Below are 1,119 nucleotides of genomic sequence, written 5' to 3'. Positions count from 1 at the left end.
TGAATCGCCCCGGATATTCTAGACACCCGTTAGGCTCTTAAAGTAACGCCTTTCATACTCAACCGGTGACAAGTTATCACTTGTGCTGTGTCGGCGCTTTGGGTTGTAAAACATTTCAATGTAATTGAAAACGTCACGTCTAGCCGCTTCGCGTGTTGAATAAATCTGTCGCTTGATTCGCTCTCGCTTGAGAAGTTGAAAGAAGCTTTCAGCAACGGCGTTGTCATGACAGTTACCACGTCGGCTCATGCTGCCTACCAAGTGATTTGCTTTCAGAAAGCTTTGCCAGTCTCCACTGCTAAACTGGCTTCCTTGATCCGAATGCACCATCACCGTTACTTGTGGCTTGCGTCGCCAGACGGCTGATAACAAAGCATCCAATACCAACTCCGTAGTCATGCGAGACTTCATCGACCAGCCAACCACTTGACGGGAAAACAGGTCGATAACTACTGATAAGTAAAGCCAGCCTTCGTAAGTGCGGATGTACGTGATGTCCGTCACCCAAGCAATATTTGGCGCTGTTACTTCAAACTGACGGTCTAAATGGTTAGGGGATACAACAGCCGGTTTTCCACCACCATAGCCGCCAGGGCGTCGTCGATAGCCCGTCTGAGAGCGTAAACCTTCCCTATTCATAAGACGCGCCACACGGTGCTTCCCGCAAGCTTCGCCAGCTTCACGCAAGTCCTGGTAGACTTTGCGATAGCCATATACACCGCCGCTTTCAAGCCAAGAGTGCTTGATCAATCCCAGCAGGCGCTCATCTTCCCGTGCTCGATTAGAGAGCGCTTTTTTACACCATGCGTAGTAACCGCTGGGGTGCACTGCCATCACCTGACACAAGCGACGTACCGAATATTGGCTCGCATGATTTTGAATAAACGCGTACCTCAGTCGGACTCCCTGGCGAAGTACGCGGTGGCCTTTTTTAATATGTCTCGCTCTTCTGATACGCGTTTGAGTTCGGCCTTCAAACGACGGTTTTCAGCTTGGAGATCATCATCCTCTTGCCGTTGTTCTACCGGCTTATCGTAGCGCTTAATCCAGTTGTATAGGCTGTGACCTGACACGCCTAGCCGCTCAGCGACCTCGGCCACGCGATGGCCGCGCTCTACC

At 51.0% G+C, this 1,119-nt stretch carries 1 protein-coding gene; it reads right to left on the bottom strand.

Translation table 11 applies throughout. The features are described from left to right. Positions 1-18 precede the first annotated feature (18 nt). Positions 19-1,119, bottom strand: a protein-coding gene (locus tag V8L71_RS20650) for an IS3 family transposase (RefSeq protein ID WP_336275342.1) whose coding sequence is annotated in 2 segments (ribosomal slippage) — positions 19-935 and positions 935-1,119 — 1,102 coding nt annotated over the 2 segments. Because the reading frame shifts where the segments join, the coding sequence is not laid out codon by codon here. This gene is flagged as partial in the annotation.

Source organism: Vreelandella indica (genome assembly GCF_037070225.1).
In the GTDB taxonomy this organism is placed as follows: Bacteria; Pseudomonadota; Gammaproteobacteria; order Pseudomonadales; family Halomonadaceae; genus Vreelandella; species Vreelandella arctica.
The sequence above is the reverse complement of the archived record's forward strand: the minus strand, read 5'-3'. Positions and strand labels throughout refer to the sequence as shown.